Source organism: Nocardiopsis sp. NPDC055824 (assembly GCF_053616335.1).
The window spans coordinates 12,062-29,928 of record NZ_JBSHDN010000076.1; the positions used below are offsets into that span (position 1 = coordinate 12,062).

A 17,867-nucleotide genomic window follows, 5' to 3' on the forward strand; every position below is an offset into this window, starting at 1 on the left:
GCACCGCCCCGGAGGGACGGACGGAGGCGGGGAGGCCGGCACCGTTCCGGCGGGGCCCGACCGGGGGCCGGGGGCTCCGGGGGGGCACGCCCCGGAAGGAGGCCGGAGGGGTGTCAGGCCCGGTCGGGGCCGCCTTCGCGGGGTTCGTGGCCGGGGCCGCGGTCGACCCTGGGGTGGCGGCTCACGGCGCCGAGCAGCATCTGGCGCCAGGCGGGCATCCCGGGGTCGTCGGGCGCGGGGAGCGCCGGGGCGGACGCGGCGGGGCCCTGGGCCGCCTCGGCCTCGGCGACGCGTGCGCGCAACCGGTCCCTGACCTGTTCGGGCGTGTAGGCGCGGCGCTGCCGCTCGGCGCGCGCGATCACCGCGCCGGTCGCCGCGACGCCCACGAAAGCGGCCACTCCAAGGACTTTCCACCATCGCATGTGCCTAGGCTATCCCTGTGGCAGACACGAGTATGTCCCTGAACGAGGCGCTGGAGCTCACCCGGACCGGTGACGTGTGGGTCTTCCGGGGCACGAGCGTGCCCGACCGCGCCATCCAGATCACCACCAACAGCCCCGTCAACCACGTCGGCATGTCCATCGTGGTGGAGGACCTCCCACCGCTGATGTGGCACGCGGAGCTGGGCCGCTCCCTGCCCGACGTGTGGACGGGACGGCACCAGCGCGGCGTGCAGCTGCACGACCTCCGCGACGCCGTCCTGGTGTGGGGCCGCAAGTACGGGCAGCAGGGCTGGGTCCGCCAGCTCGACCCCCTGGCCACCCGGGCGATGGAGGACGCCGCCCTGCGCGCCGTGGCGCGGCTCGACGGCACCCCCTTCCCCTCCACCGCGCAGCTGGCGGCGAGGTGGGCGCGCGGTCGCCTGCCCCTGCGGCGCCTGCCGTTCGGGAGGCGCTCGCGCGAGCGGGCGCTGGAGACCGCCTACTGCGCCGAGGTGATCGCCCTGACCTACGAGGAGATGGGGCTGCTGCCGAGGGGCCGCCGCACCGGGTACTACGACCCGGGGCGGTTCTGGAGCGGCGACGACCTCGAACTGGAGGGCGGGGCCTCCCTTGGCGGGGAGATCCGGGTGGAGCTCCCCGCGGGCTGACCCTTCGCCCCCGGCCGGAGCTCGCAGGCGGGCCCCGGCCCCGCCCACCCGCCCGGCCCGCGGGGGGCGGCCCGCGCCGAGGAGGGCGGGAGAGGGGTCAGGGCAGGTGGAAGAGCTCGGTCAGTGGGACCATGCCCTCGTCGGGGCGGCCGGACAGGCCCTCGAAGAAGGGCGCCATCTCGGCCTGCCAGCGGGCGTTGACGCCGGTGCTCGCCATGGCCTCCCGGGCCGCGTCGAAGTCGTCGGTCTCCAGGTAGCCGACGACGGTGCCCTCGTCGGTGCTGAACAGGGAGTAGTTGTGCCAGCCCGCAGCGGAGAGCGCCTCGCGCATCTCGGGCCAGACGCCGGCGTGCCGTTCCCGGTACTCGTCGAGGCGGTCGGCGCGGACCTTGAGGATGAAGCAGACACGCTGCACGGCGTGGTCCTCCCGGTGGGTGGAAGGCGGCGGGCGGAGGGCTCCCCTCCGCCCGCCGCGGACTGCGGTGGGCCGGATCAGAAGTCGAAGTCGTCGATGTTGTCGGCGTCGAAGACGGTCGGCGGGCCGAGGACGATCTCGCCGTCGGCCCCGACGGTGTACTCGCCCAGGTCCCCGGCCTCGAAGGTCTCGCCCTCGGCCCCGGTGATGCGTCCCGCGCTCAGCGAGGCTCCCGCGTACCCGGCGAGGTAGCCGAGCTCCTCCGGGTTCCACAGCGCGAAGGAGTCGACGGTGCCGTCCTCCACGAACTCGCGCATCTGGTTGGGGGTGCCCAGGCCGGTGATGGCGACCTCGCCCTTGTACTCGGAGTCGCTGACGTAGCGGGCCGCCGCGGCGATGCCGACGGTGGTCGGGGAGACCACGCCGTCCAGGTCGGGGTGGGACTGCATGAGCCCCTGCATCTCCTGGAAGGACTGGAGGTCGTCGTCGTTGCCGTAGACGGTGTCGACCAGTTCGAGGTCCGCGTACTCCTCCTCCGCCAGGACCTCCTCCATCGCGGCGATCCAGGAGTTCTGGTTGGTGGCGTTGGGGGTGGCGGACAGGACGGCGAAGGTCCCCTCGCCGCCGATCTGCTCGGAGATCATCTCGACCAGGGTGCGGCCGATGAGCTCGTCGGAGGACTGGTTGACGAAGATGTCCGTGCAGCTGGCGTTGGAGTCGTAGCCGACGATGGCGGCGCCGTTGTCCCTGGCCTGGTCGAGGGAGGGGCACACCGCGTCGGGGTCGTTGGCGGCGATGACGATGACGTCGCTGCCCGCCTGGCTGGCCGCGTTGATGTACTCGACCTGGGAGTCGGCGGTGGGTTCGGTGCCGCCCCGCTCGGTGAACTCCCCGGCCAGCTCCTCGACGGCGACGGCGCCGCCCTCGTTGACGATGTCGGAGTAGGGGTTGTTGAGCTGTTTGGGCAGGAAGTCGATCCTGAGGCCCTCGGGGATCTCGGCGTCCGGGTCGGCGGTACCGGTCGGACCGGAGGCTTCCTCCTCCTGCGCGTCGTCGATGGTGGTGCCGCCGCAGGCGGCGGTCATCAGCACGGCGAACGCGGAGGCGGCCAGCAGCAGGTGTCGGGGGCGGGGGTCGGTCATGAGGGTTCTCCCTGGGTGGGGTCGGGCGCGGGGTCCGCCGCGGGTCGGGGGCCGGGTTCGCGTGCGGCACGGACCCGGGCCGCGATGTTGGGGGTGACGACGGAGGCGATGAGGATGAGGCCGGTGACGATCTGGAGGACCTCGCTGCTGATGCCGAACAGCTGGAGGGCGTTGCGGATGGTCCCGAGGAGCAGGACGCCGCTCATGACCCCCAGGACCGAGCCGACCCCGCCGAAGATGGACACCCCGCCGAGGAGGACGGCGGCGACGACCTGCAGCTCCAGGCCGAAGGCGGTGTCGGCGCGGGAGGTGCCGTACTGGAGGGTCCAGAAGATCCCGGCGCCGGAGGCGACGACGCCGCTGAGCGTGAACAGCCAGAACCTGGTCCACGCGACGGGGACCCCCGAGAAGCGGGCGGCCTCGTCGTTGTTGCCGATGTCGAACAGGGACCGGCCGACCCCGGTGGCGTGGAGCAGGACCGCGAAGGCGGCGGCCAGGACGAGGACGGCCACGGCGATCCACGGCAGGCCCTCGATGCCGAGGAAGGGCGCGCGGGCTCCGCCGACCCAGTCGCGGGGGTAGCTGGCGACGGCGCGGTCGCCGAGGAGCACGTAGGCGAGCCCCCGGTACAGGGCCATGGTGCCGATGGTGACGGCCAGGGAGGGCAGTCCGCAGACGGTGACCAGGAACCCGTTGAGCGCGCCCAGCGCCGCGCCGACGGCCAGGCAGATCCACAGGGCCGTCTCGATGGGGATCCCGGCCTCCCAGAGCACGCCCAGGGTGGCGCTGGTGAGGGCGAGCGTGCTGGCCACCGACAGGTCGATCTCGCCGGTGATGACGATGAGCGTCATCGGCAGGGCCATCAGGGCGATGGCGGCGATGCTCAGCACCAGGAAGTCGATGTTGCGGCCGGTGGCGAACATGTCGACGAACAGTCCGGCGCCGAGCAGGGCCACCACGAGCGCGCCGACGACGGGGGCCTCCCGGGCGGAGAGCAGGGCCCTGGCCCGGGAGCCGGCCGTCCGCGTGTCCGGTGCGGCCGCCCGGGCCGGGGCGGCGGTGCGTTCAGGCGCCACGGGCACCTCCTCCTCGAAGCTTGCGCGCCGTGCGCAGCGCGAGCAGCCGGTCCAGGCCGATGGCGGCCAGGATGAGCGTGCCCACCACGGCCTGGTGCCAGAACGGGTTGATCTGCCAGATGGGCAGGGCGGCGGTGATGGTGGTGAGCAGGACGGCGCCGAGGGCGGCTCCGTAGACGGTGCCGACGCCGCCGGCGATGGCGACGCCGCCGACGACCGCGGCGGCCACCACCTGGAGTTCCATGCCGGTGCCGACGGTGGAGTCGACGGTGCCGTAGCGGGCGGCGAACAGGACCCCGGCGAGGCCCGCCAGGGCTCCGTTGGCGGCGAAGGCCAGGATGATCCGGCGCCCCGCGGGGATGCCGGACAGGCGTGCCGCGTCGGCGTTGGAGCCTATGGCGTACAGCTCGCGGCCGGAGCGGTGGTTGGCGAGGTAGAAGCCGACGGCGGCGACCACGGCGATGGCGATCGCGGCCGGCAGCGGTACGCCGAGGACGCCGACCCGGCCCAGGAGCAGGAAGGACGCGGGCATGTCGGTGGCGTTGACCTGGCCGCCGTCCGCCCACCAGTGGCCGAGGCCGCGGTAGGCGTAGAGGGTGCCCAGCGTGACGACCAGTGCGGGTACCTGTGCGGTCGTGACGAGCAGGCCGTTGGCCAGCCCGCACGCGAGGCCGATGAGGATGCCGGCGAGCATGGCCACGGGGACCGGCAGGCCGGGGAGGGCCACGAAGAGGGCGCCGGTGCCGAAGGCCGACAGCCCCATCACCGATCCGACCGAGAGGTCGACGTTCCTGGTGATGAGGACGAGGGCCTGGCCGGCGGCCAGGACCGCCAGGACGGTGGCGCCCAGGAACAGGTCGCGGACGCCCTGGGCGGACAGGAACCCTGGGTTGTGCAGCCAGGTGGCGGTGATCAGCAGGACGACCGCGAGCAGCACGCCGAGTTCGCGGAACTGCCGCCGGCGCCGGGCCGGGCGTCCGGGGGTCCGGGGAGGGGCCGCCGCGGAGGCCCCGGGGGCGGCGGGGGGTGCGTTCATCGGGCGGCCCCGTTCGGTCGCTGTCCGGTGGCCGCGTACATGACGGACTCCTCGTCGGCGTCGGCGCGGTCGATCTCGGCGGTGATTCTGCCCTCGTGCATGACCAGGACCCGGTCGGCCATGCCGAGGACCTCGGGGAGCTCGCTGGAGACCATGACGATGGCGAGCCCCCGTCCCGCGAGGGTGGAGAGCAGGCGGTGGACCTCCGCCTTGGTCCCGACGTCGATGCCGCGCGTGGGCTCGTCCACGAACAGCACCCTCGGCTCGGTGGAGAGCCACTTGGCGAGGACGACCTTCTGCTGGTTGCCGCCGGAGAGGGTGGAGACGGGGTCGTCGATGCGGCCGTAGCGGAGTTCGAGCCGTTCGCCCCACTCGCGGGCGGAGTCGCGCTCGGCGCGCGGGCGCAGGAGGCCGAAGCGGCTGAGGGGCCGGCGGCGGGTGGCGGTCGCGTTGCGTTCGATGGAGGACTCCATGACCAGGCCCTGCTGGCGGCGGTCCTCGGGGACCAGGGCCATGCCCGCGGCCATGGCCGCCCTGGGGCGGCCCGCGGGCAGGGGCGTGCCGTGGACGCGGACGGCGCCCGCGTCGTAGCGGTCGACGCCGAAGACCGCGCGGACGACCTCGCTGCGCCCGGCGCCGACGAGGCCGGCCAGGGCCACGATCTCGCCGGCCCTCACCCGGAAGGACACGTCGGCGAACACGCCGCGGCGTGTGAGTCCGTCGACCTCCAGGACGGTGTCGCCGCGTTCGGCGTCCTCCTTGGGGTAGAGGCTGGTGACGTCGCGTCCGACCATGCGCCGCACGACGGTGTCCACGTCCAGGTCGGGGGTGGGGTCGCAGGAGACGAACGCGCCGTCGCGGACGACCGTGATGCGGTCGCAGAGGGCGAAGACCTCGTCGAAGCGGTGGGAGATGAACAGCAGGGCCGCCCCGGAGTCGCGCAGGGTGCGGGCGACGGTGAAGAGGCGTTCGGCCTCCACCCCGGAGAGTGCGGCCGTGGGCTCGTCCATGACCAGGACCCGGGCGCGCCGCGTGAGGGCCTTGGCGATCTCGACGAGCTGCTGGTCGGCGATGGAGAGGCCGCGTGCGGGGCGGTCGGGGTCCATGTCGACGCCGAGGCGGGCGAAGGCCTCCCCGGTGTCGCTCCGCATGCGCTTGCGGTCGATGGTGCGCAGGCGGGTGAGGGGCTGGCGGCCGACGAAGATGTTCTCGGCGACCGACAGGTCGGGGAACAGGGTGGGCTCCTGGTGGATGACGGCGACGCCGGCGCGCTGGGCGTCGGCCGGCGCCCCGAAAGCGGTCGGGACCCCGTCGACCAGGAGCTGCCCGCTGTCGGGCCGGTGTACGCCCGCGATGGTCTTGACCAGGGTGGACTTGCCGGCCCCGTTCTCGCCGACCAGCGCGTGGATCTCCCCGGGGCGCAGTTCCAGGGACAGCCCCCGCAGGGCCCTGACGCTCCCGAAGGACTTGGTGACGTCCACCAGCGCGAGGGGTGGAGGGACCTCTGTCGGGTCCACGTGCCCTCCTTTTCCGGTGCTGGTTCGACGGGGATCCGTCGAACATTACAAAAACGTTTTAATATGAAGGGGATGTTAAGTGGAACACACACCCCCGTCAAGAGGATCACCATGGAATTGCCAGGTATCGCCCTGGTAACGGCCTCCGGGAGGAGGTCGGCCGACCCCGGATACCGAGGCGCGGGAAGGCCCCGTCACGGGATGGTTGTTGACACGTTTCAATCCGGGTGTGAGCATGATGCCCCGCGCATCGGGGCCGGATCAGTAGCATGCGTTCGCGCAGTTCCCTGATGACCGTCCGAACACGCCCCGGGAGAAGCTCCTTGTCCACCAGGCCCCGATCCACCCGCCCCTCCGTGGGCATCACCGAGGTCGCCCGGCACGCCGGGGTCTCCCCGGGCACCGTCTCCAACGTCCTCAACCGCCCCGAGCGCGTCGCCGAGGCCACCAGGGCCAGGGTCGAGGCCGCCATCGCCGAGCTCGACTACGTGCGCAACTCCTCCGGCAGCAGCCTGCGGTCGGGCCGCAGCGGATCCGTGGGCCTGCTCGTCCTGGACGTCACCAACCCCTTCTTCACGGAGGTCGCGCGCGGCGTGGAGGACGAGGCCGCCGGGGCGGGGCTGGCCGTGGTGCTCCTCAACTCCGCCGAGGCCCAGGACAGGCAGCGGCGCAACGTGCGCCTGCTCGCCGAGCAGCGCGCCGCGGGCGCGGTGGTGATGCCGGTGGACGACGACCTGTCCGACCTGCTGTGGCTGAGCCACCAGGGCACCTCCTGGGTCGCGCTGGACCGGGGCGACGTCGCCGAGGACGTCGGGTGCAGCGTCAGCGTCGACAACCACGCGGGCGGCCTCGCCGCGGGGCGCCACCTCATCGGCCTGGGACACGAGCGGGTCACCTTCCTGACCGGGCCCTTCGCCATCGAGCAGGTGCGGCGCCGCCACCAGGGGCTGCTCGACGCCTTCACGGAGTCCGGCATGGACCCCGGCGCCCACGTCCGGGTGGTCGAGCAGCCGCTGCTCAACCCCCAGCAGGGCGAACGCGCCGTGGACGCGGTGCTGGCCGGCGGTCCGCGCCAGCGGCCGCAGGCGGTGTTCTGCGCCAACGACCAGCTCGCCCTCGGCCTCATGAAGGGCCTGGGGCGGCGCGGCCTGCGCGTGCCGGACGACATCTCGGTGGTCGGCTACGACAACGTCGACCTCGCCGACCTGGTCCACCCGGGGCTGACCACCGTCGCCCAGCCCAAGTACGACCTCGGGCGCGCGGCGATGCGGCTGCTCCGCTCGGAGCTCGACGACCCCGGCCACCGGCACGAGCGCGTCCTCTTCACCCCGGAGCTGGTGGTGCGGGGGTCCACCGCCGCGTACCGCTCCTGACCGCGCGGCGTCCCGGCCGTGGGCGGGTACGAGCTGCGCACCCGCACCGCGATGCCGATGACGGACCGGATCGGCGGGGGTCCGCGGGGCCGTGGCCGGGGGCTCTCAGCAGCCGCCGCCCCCTCCCCCGCCGTCACCGCCCCCGGCCCCGCCCTCGCCCCCGCCCCGGTGGCCGTCGCCGGGGCCGGACCCGTCCCACATCTCGCGCACCATGCCCGCCCCCATGACGACCAGCGGGACCACGCCCACCACGGCGACGACCAGGACCGCCAGCAGCACCTCGCCCACCGAGCCCATCCGCGCGCCCTCCTCCGTCCGGCACCGCTCCCGGGCACGGTGCGCGGCCGGGTGCCGGAGTCCGCACGGTAGCGCAGGCCCCGGGGCCGCGGTCGGCGGCCGGACCGGCACGCGCATACGGCCGGGAGCTGTGCCGGATGGGAATCCGGGAACGCCGTCGCGATATCGAAGCATCGAATTCCCGCGATCGCGTTTTCCTTCGAAAAATGGCACGATGACGCCATGGAAGATATTCCTTATCATGGCTCCGGACCTTATTGCTATTCCAGTTGCCTGGTCATGCTGATGGGGCCCGGCGCCCCCGCACCCAGCGTGGTCGAAACGGTGACCGGGAGCCCGTTCGGCGCCCAGCTGCTCGGCGGGACGCTGCCCTTCTTCGACCCGTACGGCTGGACGCCCGAGACCGGCGTGGACGACGCCCTCACCGCTCTCGGCTGGGCGGCACGGACCACCGGCGGCGGAGACGCCGAGGCCGCGCTCGACCGCCTCGCCTCCCACCTCGCGGACGGACCCGTCGTGGCCGGCCCCGTGGAGATGGGACACCTGCGCCACCAGCCGGGCCGGTCCGGCCCCGTGGGCGCCGACCACTACGTCGTCGTGCTCGACGCGGACGAGGACGGCGTCACCCTCCACGACCCCGGGGGACATCCCTACGCGAGGCTCCCGATCGCCGATTTCATGGCGGCCTGGCGGGCCGAGGACATCGAATACGGCGACCCCTTCACCCTCCGCTCGAATTTCACCCGAATTTCCCGGGTTCTTCCCGAGGAGGCGATCGAGTCGATCGTCCCCCGGGCGGTGTCCTGGCTGGGGCCGGAGAACGGCGACGCCGTCCTGGCCCTCGCGGACCGGGTCGCGGACGGCTGCGACCCCGCTCTTCGCGAGCACCTCGCCGACTTCGCGATCCGGGTCGGCGCGCGGCGCCTCACGGACGCCGCGGCCTGCCTGCGCGGTGTCGGACGCGACACCGCGGCCGGCACGCTGACCCGCCAGGCGCGCCTGCTCGGATCGCTCCAGTACCCGGTGGCCACGGGCGACGACCGGGCTGCCGCCCGGATCCTGCGCGCCCTCGCGCCGACCTACGGGACCCTGCGCGACGACCTCGGCCGCCGGTACGGCTGACGCCCGACGGCTACTCCGGATACACGGCGTCGGGCACCGGGACCCCCGCCCAGTCGGTGTCCGACCCCAGGTGGAAGGACGGCTGGGCGGGCTGGTTGTAACCGGTCTGCTGCCGGGCCGCGCCCACCCGGTACTGGGGATCCTGCATGAGCGTGTGCAGCTTGCGGTCGGTCACCTCGGTGCTCGTGTGGATCCTGAGGGCCGTGCTGTCCGCGGTGCGCAGGACCAGTTCCTCCCGCCAGTCGCCGAGCACGTCCGCGACGAGGGCGGGGTTCCCCTTCGTCCCGTTGTTGGTGAGGGTCCCCTCCGCGGTGAGCAGCGTGCCGCGCCTCCAGTCCACGACCGCCGGGACCTGCGCCTGCTCCCCGGTCCCGGTGCGCTCCACGACCTGGGTGGTCATGTCGGCGGCCCAGCGGATGCTCATGTCGGTGCCCGGGGTCCTGTCCCCCAGGTACTCCCCGCCGGCGCTCCACAGCCCGGCCTCGACGTCGTCGCCGGGCGGCATCGAGGACCACGCCTCCAGCCCGGGGACGTCCGGGTCGATGTCGCCGACCATGGCCCTGCCGGTGTCCACGCCCGTGTACCCGCCGAAGAGGACCTCCCCCGTGGCGGCGTCGCGCATCGCGAAGCCGTAGGGCGCGTGCGCGCCCCCCTCGTGCACCGTCCAGACCTCCAGGCCGTCCCGGTCCGGGTCGAGGTCCCCCACGTGCATCGCGTCGCCGTGCCCGAGCTTGGTGTACTCGCCCTCCACCGCGCTTCCGGGGGGCCCGGGGGCGTGCGAGGAGTACAGGAGCGTCCCGTCGTCGTCCAGCGTCGCCGCTCCGTAGACGATCTCCTGGCGCCCGTCCCCGTCCACGTCGGCCACGTCCAGGGAGTGGAACCCCTGTCCGGCCAGCGCGCCCAGCGCGGGGTCCGAGCCCCGGCCCGCGTGCGGCGAGGCGTCGAAGGGGTTGTCCATCGGGACGTGTCCGCTGTCGGCCAGCCAGCGGCGGCGGATCGACTCGCCGTCGAAGTCGTAGGCCGCCACGGCCGAGCGCGTGTAGTAGCCCCGGGCGAACACCGCCGACGGGCGCTCGCCGTCCAGGTAGGCCACGCCCGCCAGGAAGCGGTCGACCCGGTTGCCCGGTTCGATGCGCGCCATGGCGTAGTCGCCCCACAGGAGCCCGTCGTCGCCCCGGCCCGGCTCGTAGCGGACGGTGTCCAGCTCCGCGCCGGTCAGGCCGTCGAAGACGGTCAGGTACTCCGGGCCGTCCACGACGAAGCCCTCGAACTCCCGGAGCAGGTTGCGCCCGCTGCGCCCCGGGGCGTACTCGTCCACGAAGAAGTCCGCGAGCGCGGCGGCGTCGTCCCTGTCGAGCGGGTGGTCGTACTCCGGTTCCAGGCCCAGGGCCTCCTCCACGGTGCCCGGCCAGTTCCCCGCCACCACCTCGGGGTGCCCGTGCCAGTCCTGGAACATCCCGACCAGGTGCTCGTGGTAGTCCGCCGCGCTCATCCGGTGGTCGTCGCCGTGGCCGTGGCCGGCCGCGACGTCCTCCTCCGGCAGCGTCACGTACTCCTCCGTCACGCCCCCGTCCCCGTCGAAGGACAGCGTCCTGGTCCCCGGCGCGGTCTTGAGCATCAGCTCGGACCGTCCGTCGCCGTCGAGGTCGTAGACGAGGAACTGGGTGTAGTGCGCCCCCGAGCGGATGTTCACGCCCAGGTCGACGCGGTGCAGCAGTTCGCCCTCCAGGGTGTAGGTGTCCACGTAGGTGTTGCCGGTGTACCCCCGCTGGGAGACGTCCTTGGCGTTGGTGGGCTCCCACTTGACGACGAACTCGTACCGGCCGTCGCCGTCCACGTCTCCCACGGCCACGTCGTTGGCGGTGTACCCGTACCGCTCCCCCGCCGGGGTCGTGCCGCCCTCCGGCTTGCTCAGGGGCAGGTCGTGGTGGCCGTCCGCCCACACGGACGCCTCGCCGGCGGGACCGATGTCGAGCCGTCCGCCGGAGCTCCTCGGCAGCGGCACGACCTCGTACCGGGAGTCCTCCGAGCCCCCGGGGTCGAGGAGGTTGGTGCTGTCCGCCACGGTCGCGATGCCCCTGCCGTCCCGGTACACGGCGAACCTCGGCCCCCTGAGCCCGGTGTCCGTGTGCCCGGTGACCTCGTGGGCGAGCAGCCGCCAGCTCAGGAGGACGCCGTCCTCGGCCTGGACCGCGACCAGGCCCCGGTCCAGCCGCTCCAGCCGGATCCCCGGGCCGTCCCGCGGCTCGGCCGGGGCGGGGCCGGCGGAGGCGGCCAGGACGACCGCGCACACACCTGCGACCAGGGGGCTTCTTCTCAGGACGGGGCTCCGGGGGATGTCCACGGGCGGCGCCTCCTCGTGCCGGGGTGGCCCACCCTACTGGGCAAGCGCTTTCCAGCCAAGGCCCCCGACCTGCCCCCGGTCGTGGAGGGCGGAGCGGGGCGGCCCGCGGAACGGGCCCCGACGCCTTCGGCCGGACGGGCCGGGGAGCGCCCGCGCCGGCCCGGGGACGGGGCGGAGCCCCCGCCGCCCCCGGCTCGCGCCTCCCCGGCCCCGCGCCCGACCTGTGCGAGGTTTTCCCCGGGGGGCCACCGGGCACCGGGCGTGCGTGGCCGCTGTTCCGAGACGGATCGAGGGGGCTTATGAGCTGTCAGGGCGTGGGCGGGGCGGACGGGAGCCGTTCGGACGGGGCGGGGCCGGAGGGGCTGGGCACGGGGGTGCCGGCCGTGGGCCCCGCGGCCGTGGCCAAGGCGGAGCTCGCCACCAGGCGGGGGCCGTTCCGCATCGTGGCCCTGCGGGACCCCTCCGACGGCCGGGAGCACGCCGCGCTGGTCCTGGGCGAGGTGTGCGGGGGCGAGGACGTGCTGGCCCGGGCGCACTCGGAGTGCGTGACCGGCGACGTCTTCGGAGCGCTGCGCTGTGAGTGCGGGGACCAGCTGGAGGCCGCCCTGGACCTGATCTGCGCCGAGGGACGGGGCGTGGTCGTGTACCTGCGCGGACACGAGGGACGCGGTATCGGGCTGGTGGAGAAGGTGCGCACCCTCGCCGTCCAGGACGCGCACGGCCTGGACACCGTGGACTCGGCGACCGCCCTGGGGCTGCCCGTGGACGTGCGCGACTACGGTCCGGCCGCGCGGATCCTGCTCCACCTGGGGGTGCGGTCGGTGCGGCTCCTGTCGAACAACCCGGCCAAGGTGCGGGCGCTCCGGGAGCACGGGGTGGAGGTGGCCTCCCGGGTTCCGCTGCTGATGCCCGCACGCCGGGAGAACGTGGCGTACCTGACCGCCAAGCGGGACCGGCTGGGCCACGACCTCCCGCACCTGGACGGTCCGCGTGGGTGATCCCGCGGCCCTGGGGGCCGCCGCGTGCGCGCAGGCGGCGCTGCTGGTGCTGCTCGCGTGGGCCCCGGGCCTGGGCCCGGCGGGCTGGGCGGCCGGTACCGGCTTCCTGCTGGCGGGGGCGGCCGCCGTGGCGTGGGCGGTGCGCAGGTCCGGGCGGTCCCGGCTGGGTCCCGCGGACCTGGTGACGCTGGCGCGGTCGGTGCTCATCGGCGGCGTGGTCGCCCTGGTGGCGGACGGCGGTCCGGCCTGGCCCCTGGTCGCCCTGGCGTCGGTCGCGCTGGCCCTGGACCTCGTGGACGGCCTGGTCGCCCGGCGCACGGGGACCGAGTCGTCGTTCGGGGCGCGGTTCGACATGGAGGCGGACGCCTTCCTGATCCTGGTGCTGAGCGTGCGGGTGGCGGCGGAGCTGGGGTGGTGGGTGCTGGCGATCGGCGCGATGCGGTACGCGTTCGTCGCCGCCGGGCGGGCGGCGCCGTGGATGCGCGGACCGCTGGCGCCGAGCCGGGCGCGCAAGGCGGTGGCCGCCGTCCAGGGCGTGGCCCTGGTGGCGGCCGCCGCCCCGGTCGTTCCCGCGGGGGGTGCGACGGCCCTGGCCGCGGGCGCCCTGGCGCTGCTGGCCTGGTCCTTCGGGCGCGACGTGGCGGGGCTGTGGCGGGCCGGGCCGGGGGCGGGCGGCACGCGGGCCGTCGGACACGGAACCGGCGCACGGCGAGGAGGAGGGTCATGAGCCGTACGGCACGGGCGTTCTGGGTGGGGTCGCCCGGCGAGGGCGAGATCCGGGAGGGCGTGCTGCCCCCTCCCGGGCCCGGCGAGGCGGTGGTGCGCTCCCTGTACTCGGGGGTGAGCCGGGGCACCGAGGCCCTGGTGTTCCGCGGCGCGGTGCCGCCGAGCCAGCGGCAGGTGATGCGGGCGCCCTTCCAGGAGGGGGACTTCGGCTCCGCGTTCAAGTACGGCTACCTCAACGTCGGCGTCGTGGAGGAGGGCGCGCCGGACCTGGTGGGCACGACGGTGTTCAGCCTGTTCCCGCACCAGACGCGGTTCGTGCTCCCGGTCGGGGCGCTGCGGCCGGTGCCCGGGGACGTGCCCCCGGGGCGTGCGGTCCTGGCGGGGGCGGTGGAGACGGCGGTGAACGCGCTCTGGGACGCCCCGCCGCTGCTCGGCGACCGGCTGACGGTGGTCGGAGCGGGGATGGTCGGGTGCACCGTGGCCCGGCTGGCTTCCCGGGTGCCGGGGGTGCGGGTGCAGCTGGTGGACGTCGACCCCGGGCGCGCGGACCTGGCGGAGCGGCTCGGGGTGGAGTTCGCGCTCCCCGGGGACGCCGGCGTCGGGCGCGACCGGGTCTTCCACACCAGCGCCGACCCCGCGGGGCTGGAGCGCTCCCTGGAACTGGTCCGCGACGAGGGGGAGGTGGTGGAGATGAGCTGGTACGGGGACCGGCGGGTGTGCGTGCCCCTGGGCGAGGGCTTCCACTCGCGCCGCCTGACCGTGCGCTCCAGCCAGGTCGGGGCGGTCTCCCCCGCGCGCCGGGGGTCGCGGGGGCACGGCGACCGTCTCGACCTCGCACTGGAGCTGCTGTCCGACCCCGTCTTCGACGCACTGGTCACCGGGGAGAGCCCGTTCGAGGAGCTGCCGGCGGTGATGCCGCGCCTCGCCGACGGGAGCCTTCCCGCCCTGTGCCACCGCATCGTCTACCCGGAGCCCTGAACGCCGCCGCGTCCCGCGCGGGCGCGGGCGCGGCCGTGGTCGGCCACCACGTCGACCGGTCGAACCCGCGTCCCGCGTACGGGCGCGGGCGGACCGGACGTGCGTCCGCGCCCGCCGAACGGCCTTCCCCACCACGACGCCGGCTGGAACGTCCGGCCGGCCCCCACCGCAGAGGAGCCCGTCGATGTACAGCGTCACCGTCCGCGACCACCTGATGGTCGCCCACAGTTTCCGCGGAGCGGTGTTCGGTCCCGCCCAGCGGCTGCACGGGGCGACGTTCGTCGTGGACGCCACCTTCCGCCGCCGCGAACTCGACGCGGACAACATCGTGCTGGACATCGGCCTGGCCACCCGTGAACTGGGAGGGCTGGTCGCCGAGCTCAACTACCGCAACCTGGACGAGGAACCGGACTTCGCCGGGGTGAACACCACCACGGAGTTCCTGGCCAGGGTCGTCGCGGACCGGCTGGTGGAGCGCATCGACGCGAGGGCGCGGGGCCTGGACTCGGTCGCGGTCACCCTGCACGAGTCGCACGTGGCCTGGGCGAGCTACGAGCGCGAGCTGTGAGGACCGTCCTCGTCGTCCCGCACGGGGGCGCTCCCAGCGGCGGCGGGGTCTACGACCGCCGCCTGCGCGAGGCCCTCGCCGGGCTGGGACGCCCGGTGCGGGAGGAGGCGGTGCCCGGGGCCTGGCCCGTCGCGGACCCCGCCGCGCGGGCCGGCCTCTCCCGCGTGCTGGAGGGCGTCCCCGACGGGGCCGCGGTGCTCCTGGACGGCCTCGTCGCCTGCGGGGTGCCCGAGGTCCTGCTCCCCCACGCGCCCCGGTTGCGGCTGGTGGTCCTGGTGCACCTGCCGCTGGCCGACGAGACGGGGCTTCCCGAGGCGCGGGCCGCCGCCCTGGACTCGCGTGAGCGTGCGGTCCTGCGGGCCGCCTCCGCCGTGGTGGCGACGAGCCGGTGGGCGGCGCGGCGGGTGTCCGCCCACCACGGGGTGGAAGGCGTGCACGTGGTCGAGCCCGGCGCGGACCCGGTGCCCCTCTCCCCCGTCGGCGACGGCACGCGCCTGCTGTGCGTGGCCTCGGTGACCCCGCGCAAGGGGCACGACGTCCTCGTGTCCGCGCTCGCCGCGCTGGCGGGCCTGCCCTGGGGATGCGCGTGCGTCGGCCCGGTCCCGTCCGGGGACGCGGGGGCACACGCGGCCCGCCTCCGCGGCCTGGTCCGCGAGCACGGCCTCGCGGACCGGGTGGCCTTCACCGGGCCCCTCACCGGCGCGGACCTGGAGGCCGCCTACACCGCTTGCGACCTCCTCGTCCTGCCCTCGCGCGGGGAGACCTACGGCATGGTCGTGACCGAGGCGCTGGCCCGGGGCGTCCCCGTGGCCGCGACATCGGTGGGCGGGGTGCCCGAGGCGCTGGGCTCCGCCCCGGACGGCTCCCGTCCGGGACTGCTGGTGCCTCCCGGGGACCCGGGGGCCCTGGCCGCCGCCCTGCGCCGCTGGCTCACCGACCCCGGCCTCCGCTCCCGTCTGAGGCGTTCGGCCCGCGCACGGCGGGAGGGCTTGGCAGGATGGGAGGAGACGGCCCGGCGCATGGCGGCCGTCCTGGACGGGGAGGCGACGCCTTGAGCACGACCGGTGTCCCGGCGTTCGCGCCGGAGTGGCTGGCCCTGCGCGAGGGCGCGGACGCGCGGGCCCGCTCCACCGCCCCGCTCGCGCTCCTGGCCGACCACGGGCGGGTGGTCGCCGACCTGGGCTGCGGGACGGGGTCGCTGGGGCGCTGGCTGGGGCCGCGGCTGCCCCGGCCCCAGCGCTGGCTCCTGTTCGACCGCGACCCGGCCCTGCTGGAGGAGGCGGGGAGGCGGGTCCCCGCCGCTTCGGTGCGGACGCGCCGCCGGGACGTGGCGGCGCTGTGCGCCCGCGACCTGGAGGGGGTGACCCTCGTGGTGGCCTCGGCGCTCCTCGACCTGCTCACCGGGGCCGAGGTCGCGGGGCTCGCGGAGGCGGTGTCCGCCTCCGGGTGCCCGGCGCTGTTCTCGCTCTCGGTGGTCGGGCGGGTGGAGTTCTCGCCCGGGGACCCGTCGGACGCGGCGTTCGCGGAGGCGTTCGACGCCCACCAGAGGCGGGAGGGCCGGCTGGGACCGGAGGCGGCCGGGGCCGCGGCCGCCGCGTTCGAGGGCCTGGGTCGGCAGGTGCGGATGTTCCCGAGCCCGTGGCGCCTGGGGCCCGGGGACGCGGCGCTGACGCGGGCCTGGCTGCGGGGCTGGACGGGCGCCGCCGTCGAGCAGGACCCCTCGCTCCCCGGCGCCGCGTACCTGGAGCGGAGGCTGGAGGCGTGCGCTCGGGGGGAGCTGGGCGTGACGGTCCACCACACCGACCTGCTGGTGCTCCCGCGTCCCCCGGCCCGCGGATGAGCGCGGCGCGGCCGGGCCCGCCGTGCGCGTCCCGGTCCCCGGGCGGGCCGCCGGGCCCCGGACGCCGCCGCACGGTGGACGGCCCGTCCGGACCGCCGGACGCGGGCAGTCCGCGGGAGCGACCGGGGCCGTCCGCGCCGGGATACGGGTGCGCCGCCCCGGGTAGGTGCGGGACATACGCCCCTCCGGGTCGGACGGGGCGCCCGGGCGCGGAACCGGCACGCCCTCGGAGCACGCCGCGGCCGCCCGGAGAAGGCACGGTGGACCGCGGCGGCCCCGCCGGGCCCGCCGACGTCGGAGGGGCGACGAGCGCATGACCGCCACGACCGCACGGGGGACACGGGAGGGGCCGCGAACCGGCGGCGCCCCGTCCCGCCGGTGGCGGGTGTGGGCCCGGACCTCGGCCGGGGCCGCGATCCTGGCGGCGGTGGTGTGGTGGTTCCCCGGCGGGACGTTCACCGACGCCTTCTCGGCCGTGGGCGCCGGCCCGGTCCTGACCGCCCTGGGGATCGGCGCGGCGACGACGGTGCTGTGCGCGTGCCGCTGGCGGGAGGTGGCGCTCGGGGTGGGCCTGCGCCTCCCGTTCCGGCGCGCGGTGGCCGACTACTACCTGTCCGTGTTCCTGAACGCGGTGCTGCCCGCCGGGGTGCTCGGGGACGTGAACCGCGCGGTCGGCCACGGCCGGTCCAGCGGCGACCTCGGGCGGGGCGTGCGCGCTGTGGTCCTGGAGCGCATGGTGGGGCAGGCGGTGCTGGCCGCGACGGGAGCCGCGCTGCTCCTCGCCCTTCCGGCCGCGCTGCTCGGTCCGGGCCTGTGGGCGGTGGGGGCGGCGTCGGGCTCGGTCGCGGCGGTCGCCCTGGCGGCGGCGTTCGGCCTGCGGGCGGGCCGTGCCCGCGGAACCCGCTGGTGGCGGGCCCTGCGCACCGCCGCGGCCGACGTCCGCTCGGGGGTGTTCGCGCGCTGGCCGCGCGTGGTTCTGCTGTCCGCGGCGGCGCTGGCCGGGCACGTGACCCTGTTCGCGGTGGCGGCGCGCCTCGCCGGTGTCACCGCGCCGGTGCAGCAGCTGGTCCCCCTGGTGGTGCTGGCCCTGCTGGCGATGAGCCTGCCGGTGAACGTCGGCGGCTGGGGGCCGCGCGAGGCGGTCACGGCGCTGGCGTTCGGCGCGGCCGGCCTGGGCGCCGCCACCGGGGTGACGGTCTCGGTGCTCTACGGCCTCCTCTCCCTGGTCGCCGCGCTGCCCGGCGCGGCGGTCCTCGTGTCGCGGTCGCCGCTGCGCCTCCGTGCCCGGGGGCGGGCGGGCGCCGCCCGCGCTGCGCGCCGTGCGGGCGGGGCAGCCGGAGGGGGT

At 75.5% G+C, this 17,867-nt stretch carries 18 protein-coding genes; 10 read left to right on the forward strand and 8 right to left on the reverse strand.

Annotated features, from left to right (window positions below; all coding sequences use genetic code 11):
* Nucleotides 1–113 precede the first annotated feature (113 nt).
* Complete coding sequence (locus tag ACWGL3_RS16875) at nt 114–398, reverse strand: hypothetical protein (RefSeq protein ID WP_267949875.1); 285 nt, start codon at nt 396–398, stop codon at nt 114–116.
* Nucleotides 399–454: 56 nt separating this feature from the next.
* Between ACWGL3_RS16875 and ACWGL3_RS16880 the strand changes: the two genes are divergently transcribed.
* Nucleotides 455–1,090 carry a hypothetical protein gene (locus ACWGL3_RS16880; protein WP_267950374.1) on the forward strand — a complete coding sequence of 212 codons (636 nt, stop codon included), beginning with the start codon at nt 455–457 and terminating at the stop codon, nt 1,088–1,090.
* Between the two features lie 97 nt (nt 1,091–1,187).
* Here the strand turns inward: ACWGL3_RS16880 and ACWGL3_RS16885 are convergent, their stop codons facing one another.
* The 5 genes from ACWGL3_RS16885 to ACWGL3_RS16905 all read right to left on the reverse strand — a co-directional run bounded on the left by ACWGL3_RS16885 (nt 1,188) and on the right by ACWGL3_RS16905 (nt 6,276).
* Nucleotides 1,188–1,505 (reverse strand): L-rhamnose mutarotase, encoded by a 318-nt coding sequence (locus tag ACWGL3_RS16885; RefSeq protein WP_267949874.1) that lies wholly within the window; start codon nt 1,503–1,505, stop codon nt 1,188–1,190.
* 77 nt (nt 1,506–1,582) lie between these two features.
* The gene (gene rhaS / locus ACWGL3_RS16890) at nt 1,583–2,647 is read right to left on the reverse strand and encodes a rhamnose ABC transporter substrate-binding protein (RefSeq protein ID WP_267949873.1); all 1,065 of its coding nucleotides are present in this window, start codon (nt 2,645–2,647) and stop codon (nt 1,583–1,585) included.
* Nucleotides 2,644–3,729: an ABC transporter permease gene (locus tag ACWGL3_RS16895; RefSeq protein ID WP_267949872.1), complete on the reverse strand. Its 1,086-nt coding sequence runs from the start codon at nt 3,727–3,729 to the stop codon at nt 2,644–2,646. Before ACWGL3_RS16895 ends, rhaS begins: the two co-directional genes overlap by 4 nt.
* The gene (locus ACWGL3_RS16900; RefSeq protein WP_267949871.1) at nt 3,713–4,759 is read right to left on the reverse strand and encodes an ABC transporter permease; all 1,047 of its coding nucleotides are present in this window, start codon (nt 4,757–4,759) and stop codon (nt 3,713–3,715) included. The genes ACWGL3_RS16895 and ACWGL3_RS16900 overlap by 17 nt, the downstream gene beginning before the upstream one ends.
* A complete protein-coding gene (locus ACWGL3_RS16905; protein ID WP_267949870.1) occupies nt 4,756–6,276 on the reverse strand; it encodes a sugar ABC transporter ATP-binding protein in 1,521 nt (506 codons plus the stop codon). Before ACWGL3_RS16905 ends, ACWGL3_RS16900 begins: the two co-directional genes overlap by 4 nt.
* Nucleotides 6,277–6,566: 290 nt before the next feature.
* Here ACWGL3_RS16905 and ACWGL3_RS16910 point away from each other — a divergent pair, with 290 nt between their 5' ends.
* On the forward strand, nt 6,567–7,649 hold the full coding sequence (locus ACWGL3_RS16910) for a LacI family DNA-binding transcriptional regulator (RefSeq protein WP_378552651.1): 1,083 nt from the start codon (nt 6,567–6,569) through the stop codon (nt 7,647–7,649).
* A gap of 105 nt (nt 7,650–7,754) precedes the next feature.
* Here ACWGL3_RS16910 and ACWGL3_RS16915 read toward each other — a convergent pair whose 3' ends face one another.
* Nucleotides 7,755–7,946 carry a hypothetical protein gene (locus tag ACWGL3_RS16915; RefSeq protein ID WP_452461509.1) on the reverse strand — a complete coding sequence of 64 codons (192 nt, stop codon included), beginning with the start codon at nt 7,944–7,946 and terminating at the stop codon, nt 7,755–7,757.
* Nucleotides 7,947–8,225: 279 nt separating this feature from the next.
* Here ACWGL3_RS16915 and ACWGL3_RS16920 point away from each other — a divergent pair, with 279 nt between their 5' ends.
* Nucleotides 8,226–9,068 carry a hypothetical protein gene (locus ACWGL3_RS16920; RefSeq protein ID WP_267949867.1) on the forward strand — a complete coding sequence of 281 codons (843 nt, stop codon included), beginning with the start codon at nt 8,226–8,228 and terminating at the stop codon, nt 9,066–9,068.
* Between the two features lie 10 nt (nt 9,069–9,078).
* Here ACWGL3_RS16920 and ACWGL3_RS16925 read toward each other — a convergent pair whose 3' ends face one another.
* The gene (locus tag ACWGL3_RS16925; protein WP_452461510.1) at nt 9,079–11,412 is read right to left on the reverse strand and encodes a rhamnogalacturonan lyase; all 2,334 of its coding nucleotides are present in this window, start codon (nt 11,410–11,412) and stop codon (nt 9,079–9,081) included.
* 299 nt (nt 11,413–11,711) lie between these two features.
* On the opposite strand from ACWGL3_RS16925, the gene ACWGL3_RS16930 reads away from it, so the two are divergent.
* The 7 genes from ACWGL3_RS16930 to ACWGL3_RS16960 all read left to right on the forward strand — a co-directional run.
* The gene (locus ACWGL3_RS16930) at nt 11,712–12,410 is read left to right on the forward strand and encodes a GTP cyclohydrolase II (protein WP_452461511.1); all 699 of its coding nucleotides are present in this window, start codon (nt 11,712–11,714) and stop codon (nt 12,408–12,410) included.
* Nucleotides 12,403–13,137 carry a CDP-alcohol phosphatidyltransferase family protein gene (locus ACWGL3_RS16935; RefSeq protein WP_267949865.1) on the forward strand — a complete coding sequence of 245 codons (735 nt, stop codon included), beginning with the start codon at nt 12,403–12,405 and terminating at the stop codon, nt 13,135–13,137. The genes ACWGL3_RS16930 and ACWGL3_RS16935 overlap by 8 nt, the downstream gene beginning before the upstream one ends.
* Nucleotides 13,134–14,114: a zinc-dependent alcohol dehydrogenase gene (locus ACWGL3_RS16940; protein ID WP_267949864.1), complete on the forward strand. Its 981-nt coding sequence runs from the start codon at nt 13,134–13,136 to the stop codon at nt 14,112–14,114. Before ACWGL3_RS16935 ends, ACWGL3_RS16940 begins: the two co-directional genes overlap by 4 nt.
* 184 nt (nt 14,115–14,298) lie before the next feature.
* Complete coding sequence (locus ACWGL3_RS16945; protein WP_267949863.1) at nt 14,299–14,682, forward strand: 6-pyruvoyl trahydropterin synthase family protein; 384 nt, start codon at nt 14,299–14,301, stop codon at nt 14,680–14,682.
* A complete protein-coding gene (locus ACWGL3_RS16950; protein WP_267949862.1) occupies nt 14,679–15,737 on the forward strand; it encodes a glycosyltransferase family 4 protein in 1,059 nt (352 codons plus the stop codon). Before ACWGL3_RS16945 ends, ACWGL3_RS16950 begins: the two co-directional genes overlap by 4 nt.
* Nucleotides 15,734–16,522: a class I SAM-dependent methyltransferase gene (locus ACWGL3_RS16955; RefSeq protein ID WP_267949861.1), complete on the forward strand. Its 789-nt coding sequence runs from the start codon at nt 15,734–15,736 to the stop codon at nt 16,520–16,522. Before ACWGL3_RS16950 ends, ACWGL3_RS16955 begins: the two co-directional genes overlap by 4 nt.
* Nucleotides 16,523–16,835: 313 nt before the next feature.
* Nucleotides 16,836–17,867 (forward strand): lysylphosphatidylglycerol synthase transmembrane domain-containing protein (locus tag ACWGL3_RS16960; RefSeq protein ID WP_452461512.1); only part of this gene is annotated, 1,032 nt, incomplete at its 3' end.